Annotated in this window: 3 protein-coding genes and 1 pseudogene; 2 read left to right on the top strand and 2 right to left on the bottom strand. The window is 65.3% G+C overall.

Annotated features, from left to right (window positions below; all coding sequences use genetic code 11):
• Window positions 1-3401 (top strand): autotransporter outer membrane beta-barrel domain-containing protein (locus H8B02_RS23970; protein ID WP_229168545.1); only part of this gene is annotated, 3401 nt, incomplete at its 5' end.
• 138 nt (window positions 3402-3539) lie between these two features.
• Entirely contained in the window at window positions 3540-4358 is an 819-nt protein-coding gene (locus H8B02_RS23965; RefSeq protein WP_229168544.1) for an alpha/beta fold hydrolase, read from the top strand.
• Here H8B02_RS23965 and H8B02_RS48615 read toward each other — a convergent pair.
• Window positions 4355-5646 (bottom strand): annotated as a pseudogene (locus tag H8B02_RS48615) (spinster family MFS transporter). The gene H8B02_RS23965 and the pseudogene H8B02_RS48615 sit on opposite strands and share 4 nt — an antisense overlap.
• A 54-nt stretch (window positions 5647-5700) precedes the next feature.
• Window positions 5701-6891 carry an aromatic ring-hydroxylating dioxygenase subunit alpha gene (locus H8B02_RS23950; RefSeq protein ID WP_229168541.1) on the bottom strand — a complete coding sequence of 397 codons (1191 nt, stop codon included), beginning with the start codon at window positions 6889-6891 and terminating at the stop codon, window positions 5701-5703.
• Window positions 6892-6897: the final 6 nt, after the last annotated feature.

Below are 6897 nucleotides of genomic sequence, written 5' to 3'. Positions count from 1 at the left end.
CGGGGACGGGCGGCTTCGGCGGCGGCGGTGGCGGGGCCAGCGGCAATTCCGGTCAGACGTGCGGCAATCTCGGCGGTTTCGGCGCTGGCAACGGCGGTAACGATTCCCAAGGCGGTGCGGGTGGCGGGCTTGGCGCGGGCGGCGCCGTATTTGTCCAAGGTGGCGGAACGTTCAATGTCTCCGGTGCCTTTACCGTCAACGGCAGCAGCGTCACCGGCGGAACGGGTGGTGTCGGTGCCGGCAATGGCTCAGCTTTAGGCTCGGGTATGTTCCTGCAGGGCAACGGGACGCTGACCTTCAGTCCTGCAGCCGGCCAGAACCAGACCGTCTCCGATGTCATCGCCGACCAGACTGGCAGCGGCGGCACGGGCGCAAATGCCGGCAGCTGGAGCCTTGCCAAGACCGGGCTCGGCACGCTGACACTCACCGCCGCAAATACCTATTCGGGCGGCACGGCCGTGAGCGGCGGCCTGATCAACTTCAACGCGGCGAACAATTTCGGCTCGGGCAACATCACGCTCAACGGCGGCGGCCTGCAATGGGCGAGCGGCAATACAGCCGACATCTCGGGGCGGCTGAACTCAATCGGCTCCGGCGGTGCGACGTTCGACTATAACGGCAATGCCGTGACGCTCGCGACGGCACTCACCGGTACAGGCGGCGTGACGGTCGCGAACTCGGGCAGCGGCGGTGCGCTGACCCTGACGGCGGCGGAAAGCTATTCCGGCGCAACGACTATCAATTCCGGCGCGACGCTGGCGCTGTCGGGTGGCGGTAGTATCTCGAATTCGAGCGTAGTCTCCGTCAACGGCACATTCGATATTTCGGGATCATCGTCCTTCCTCAACAGGATCACGACGCTCGCGGGCGGTGGATCGGTTGCGCTCGGCAACAACGCGCTGGTGATTACCGCCGGTTCGACGGAGTTTTCCGGCGCGATCAACGGCTCGCGCACAGGGGGCCTCGAGATCGCCGGCGGAACGCAGACCCTGTCCGGTGCCAACCGCTATTTCGGCTTTACCCAGATCGATGCCGGCGCGACGCTCGCGCTCAAGGGAAACGGCTCGATCGCCAATTCGGTCAATGTCGTGTTCGCTTCGGGCGGCACGTTGGATATTTCGCAGACCAACAGCGGTGCCAGCGTCACCGGCCTGTATGACCCGACTGGCCTCAGCATCGTTTCTCTCGGCGCGAAGACGCTGACCATCACCAGCAGGGTAGGCCCCTACGACGGCGTCATCCAGGATGGCGGCATTGGTGGCGGCACCGGCGGCAATGTGACGATCGCCCTTGGCGCCCTGGCGCGATTCGGCGGCGCCAACACCTATACCGGGCTGACCACGATCAACGCCGGCGGCGAGTTCGACCTGATCAACGGCGGCAGCATTGCGTCCTCAAAGGCCGTGATCAACGACGGCATCTTCGATATATCGCGAGCGAGCGGCGGCGTCTCGATCAACGGTCTCTCCGGGACCAGCATCGCCGGCACCGTGAACCTCGGTGCCAATACGCTGACCTTCACCAATGCCAACGGCACGTTCGCCGGCGTCATCCGGGACGGCGGCGCGGGCGGCGGTGTGGCGATGACCGGCGGCAAGGAAATCCTTACCGGCATTAACGCCTACACCGGCGCCACCACCGTCACCGGCGGCACCCTTGAAGTGGACGGCTCGATCGCCAACTCGCTGAAAGTGACGGTCAATTCCGGCGGCACGTTGAGCGGCACCGGCATCGTCGGTGCTGAGGCCGTCGTCTTTTTCCACAACGGCGTCGCGTCGACATTGTCAGGCGCCAACCCCGGCGACACCTTGAGGGGCGGCTTCGTCATTCCGGCACCCACGACCATCATGAGCGGAGGCACGCTTGCGCCCGGGAGTGCTGCAGATCCGACCGGCACATTGACGATCAACGGCGGTCTCGCCTTCCAATCCGGCGCGATCTATCAGGTGCAGGTGACGCCGACCGCTGCGGCATCGACCAATGTCAACGCGAACGCGACACTTGGAGGCGCGACCGTCAATGCAGTGTTCGCCAACGGCAGCTACATCTCCAGGCAGTATACGATTCTGAACGCCGCTGGAGGCATATCCGGCACATTTGCATCCAACATCGCCAATACCAACCTGCCGACGAATTTCACCGACACGCTGAGCTACGACGCCACCCACGCCTATCTCAATCTGACGCTGGGCTTTGCACCGCCTCCCAACTTCGGCGGCGGTCTTTCCAGCAACCAGCAAAACGTCGCGAACACGCTGGTCAACTACTTCAACACGACCGGCGGCATTCCGATGGCGTATGGCACGTTGAACGCGGCGGGGCTGACGCAGGCGTCCGGCGAGTTGGCGACCGGCTCGCAGCAGACGACGTTCGATGCCATGAACCTGTTCATGGGGCTGCTCACCGATCCCTTCACGAACCGCACCGGCGGAGCGGGGGCGATGCCGGGCGCAACGGGCTATGCGGACGAGGGTGATACGAGCGCCTACGCCGCAACGACAAAGACCGACGCATTCGCGATGTTCACCAAGGCGCCGCCGGTGCCGTTCGTGCCGCGCTGGAACGTCTGGGCCGCCGGCTTCGGCGGTTCGCAATCGACCAGCGGCAACGCCATGGTCGGATCGAACGACACCACCAGCAGCATCTATGGCACGGCGGTCGGCGCCGACTATCAGTTCTCGCCGAACACCATTGCGGGCTTTGCGATCGCCGGCGGGGGCACCAGCTTCTCGGTCGCGGGCAGCGGCAGCGGCCGATCCGATCTGTTCCAGGCCGGCGCCTATGTTCGCCACACCGAAGGTCCGGCCTATGTCTCCGCCGCGCTCGCCTATGGCTGGCAGGACATCACCACCAATCGCACCGTGACGGCCGCTGGCGTCGACCAGCTTCGCGCCGAGTTCAATGCCAACGCCTATTCGGGGCGGCTCGAGGGCGGCTATCGTTTCGTTGCGCCGTGGATCGGCGGCGTCGGCATCACGCCCTACGCCGCGGGCCAGTTCACGACTTTCGAGCTGCCCGGTTACGCCGAGCGGGTGATCTCGGGCCTGTCGACCTTTGCGCTGACCTATGGCGGCAAGAGCCTGACCGATGCGCGCAGCGAGCTCGGCCTTCGCACCGACAAGTCCTTCCCGGTACAGGACGGCATCCTGACGCTGCGCACGCGCTTCGCCTGGGCCCACGACTACGATTCCAGCCGCTCGGCTGCAGCGACCTTCCAGGCGTTGCCGGGCGCCAGCTTTGTCGTCAACGGCGCGGCGCAGGCAAGCGACTCCGCGCTGACCACAGCGTCGATCGAGATGAACTGGCGAAACGGCTGGTCGGCCGCGGCGACCTTCGAAGGCGAGTTCTCCAACGTCACCTCGAGCTACGCCGGTAAGGGCGTGGTGCGCTATCAGTGGTGAGACGGAAGCGTTTCCGCTTCCGCGAGGCCGGCATCACGCGCGTGATTACCTGAGGCGTAATCGCGCGCGCGATCTCCCTTTGCGATGGTCAGTGCATCGGCGGCGATGTGCCGATCGATCTGCAAGGGGAAACACATCATGGCCAGCCAACCGCTTTATGCGACCGCGAGCGACGGCACAAAACTGTTCGTGCAGGATTGGGGCTCGGGTAAGCCGGTGCTGCTGCTTGCCGCCTGGACGTTCAATTCCAGCGTCTGGGGCAGCCAGATCGTGGCGCTGAACGCCAAGGGTTTTCGTTGCGTCGCGCCGGATCGGCGCGGCCACGGCCGTTCCGACATGCCGATGACGGGATACGATCTCGACACGCTGACCGGTGACGTCGCTGCCGTGATCGAACAGCACGATCTCCATGACGTCACGATCGTCGCGCATTCGATGGGATCGATCGAGGCGGTGAACTATCTGGCGCGTCACGGCGCCGGTCGTGTCGCGCGGCTGGTCCTGGTGGCGCCGACCACGCCGTTCATCGTCCAGACCGAGGACAACCCGGACGCAGTGCCGAGGGCGATGGTGGAGGCGCAGAATGCCGCGATCGCGCAGGACTTCCCGAAATGGATGGGCGAGAACGAGGCGCCGTTCTTCATGCCCGACACGCCCGAGGCCACGCGGGCCTGGATCAGGGAGATGATGCTGAGCGTGCCGCTGCCGGTGGCGCTGGCCTGCCGCAAGACCATCTCCTTTGCCGACCTGCGCGCCGCGGCCAAAAGCATCGATCGCCCGACGCTGATCGTGCACGGCGACAAGGATGCCAGTGCGCCGCTCGAGCTGACCGGTGCGAAGACGGCGGCGCTGATTAAGGGCAGCAAGCTCGCCGTCTATGAAGGCGCGCCGCACGCTCTGCCGCTGACGCACAGCGCGCGCTTGATGGCCGACCTGCTGGCCTTCATGGACGCTTAGCTGGCGCGCGCGATATCGGCACGGATCCAGCGCGCCGCCCAGACGAACAGCAGCGCGCCAAGTGTCGTCGTCACCGCGGCGGACAGCAGCGAGTAGCGAACCGCATCCGTGCCGTACGCGCCCTTCAGGGCGTCATTGATCATGCCGACGGCGAGGGGGCCGACGCCCTGGCCGAAGCAGGTGGCCGTGAGCAGCACGATCGCCGAGGCCAGCGCCCGCATACTGGGCTTTGCGACCGTCCGCGCGATCGCGAAGATCGGGCCGAGATGGAAGCCGACCATGAATGAGGTCAGCGCCAGCGTCGTGACCATCAGCGTGAAGCTTTGCGTCAGCATGCACAGCGCGAAGACGGGCCCCGCGAGGCCGGACATGATCGCAGGCGCCCACAGCTTCCAGCGGTCGTCGCGGCGGCCGATCTGTGCCACCACGAGGCCGCCGGTCAGCGTGCCCGCCATGCCGGCGAGGCCCTTGAAGGTGCCGGCATAGGTGCCGATCTCGGCGCTGGTCAGATGATGGATGCGGGCCAGGAACGGCGGGATCCACACCGCGGTGGCGTAGTTGGTGTAGGTCGTGAGACAGAAGCCGACCAGCACGATGACGAAGCTCGCTGCGACATCAGGAAGCCCAGCGTCGGCCCGATCGGTTCGGCCTTGAAGGTCTCGGCCATCGCACCGCGCCTCGGCTCGGAGATCGTCAGCCACAGCACCGCGGCGAGCACGATACCGGGCAGGCCCGCGGTGAAGAAGGCCATCCGCCAGCCATAGTGCTGATTGACGTAACCGCCGATGAAATAGCCGAGGAAGACGCCGAGATAGGTGCCGATCGCGTAGATGCCGAGCGCGCGCGGACGTTCGTTCTTGTCGAACAGATCGGCGATCATCGATTGCGAGGTCGGCGTGCCTGCGGATTCCCCGATGCCGACGCCGACCCGCGCCAGTGCCAACGTCGCGACGCTGGAGGCCATGCCGCAGAGATAGGTCATTGCGCTCCAGAACGCGAAGGCTGCCGCGACGATGTTGCGGCGATTGAGGCGATCGGCCATCCGCGCAATGGGAATGCCGAGCAACGAGTAGAACAGTACGAAGCCGAACCCGGCCAACAGGCCCATCGTGGTGTCGCTGAGCGCGAACTCCTTCTTGACGGGCTCGATCAGGACGTTGAAGATCGTGCGGTCGAGGAAGTTGAGCGCGTAGATGATCGTGAGCAGGCCGAGGACGTAATAGCGGCGGGCAGCAGGCCTGGCGCTGACTTGCGCTTGCGCAGCCGCCTGCGGTGCGACATCGACCATGACTTCCTCCCCCGATTATCTTTTTGTTTTTTCTTGTTTGCCTGCGCGCGGGCCCTACGCCTCGCGGATGTAATTCCCTGCCTCGAATTCGACCGGCCTGGCATCGGCATCGAACGACACGCCGATCGGGTCGCGGCCGGCGGCCATGGCCTCGAGCTGGTCAGACATCATCCGGCGGATCATCAGGACGCCGCGGTCGCTCTGGCCGAAGTGCTCTTCCGAATGAACCGTCACCGGCCCCTGGCCGACCTGCGCCTCGTAGTCGCCGGGGAATTGCTGGTGCTCCTGCTCCGTCATGTCCCACCAGAACTTGCCGTTGAACTTCGAGCGCATGCGGCCGATATCGCCTGACTTCTTGACCCGGCCGGCGACATAGATGCGGAACGAGGTGTCGTCGATCGGCAGGGTCCAGCCGATTGATTCGACGCGGGCGAATTGCGCGACCCGCGGATTGGGCACGACGCGGAGCGTGGGGAGGGCGGCCTCGGTGACGCGATAGAACACCTTGCCGTCGTCCTGCTTGCGGATCGAGCGCACCGCGACGCCGCGTGGCGACATCTCGAACTTCACCTCGGGCATCGAGGCCATCATGGTGGTGAATTGCGGCCCTGAGAACGAGCCGTGCAGCACCGGCACATGATAGGGGTCGGCGACGTTCTCGAAATGCTGCAGCCAGTTGCAGGGGATCACCGCTGGCCCGCCGCCGCCGATCGAGGAATCGTCGGCCTCGATGAATTCGCCGTCGTCCATATTCTCCAGGCACTCGTAGCGCGGCAGCACCGGCTTTTTATCTGCCGGGCCCATATAGGCGAAAATCAGGCCGTAGAGTTCCTGCACCGGATACCAGGGCTGGCGCACCTTGCCCTTGAACAGGCCGCCTTCGGGCTCGCAGGGCTGTTCGAGGCAGCGGCCCTCTGTGTCGAACTTCCAGCCGTGATAGCAGCAGCGGATGCCGTCTTCCTCGACCTTGCCGTAATAGAGTGTGGTGCCGCGATGGCAGCAGCGCGCATGCAGGAGGCCGACCCGGCCATGCCGATCGCGGAACAGGATCAGGTCCTCAGCCAACACGCGGACTTTTCTGGGGATATTGGTGGCGTCGCCGACGAGGCCGATCGGGTGCCAGTAGCGGCGCAGCAGCTCGCCCATCGGTGTGCCGCGGACGACCGAGGTGAGCTCGGTCCGGGTTGTGGACGGCTTCATCGCATAGGCCGTGCCGAGTTCGCGATCGAGCTGGGTCATCGTCATGCTGGT

It is taken from the genome of Bradyrhizobium altum (genome assembly GCF_020889705.1).
GTDB lineage: Bacteria > Pseudomonadota > Alphaproteobacteria > Rhizobiales > Xanthobacteraceae > Bradyrhizobium > Bradyrhizobium altum.
Note: the sequence above shows the minus strand (reverse complement) of the source record. Positions and strands in the feature narration are given on the sequence as shown.

What these genes read in the sequence shown, in the direction of transcription:
- H8B02_RS23950 (WP_229168541.1), bottom strand. Translation starts at nt 6,891, where the DNA reads ATGACGATGACCCAGCTCGATCGCGAACTCGGCACGGCCTATGCGATG.
- H8B02_RS23965 (WP_229168544.1), top strand. Translation starts at nt 3,540, where the DNA reads ATGGCCAGCCAACCGCTTTATGCGACCGCGAGCGACGGCACAAAACTG.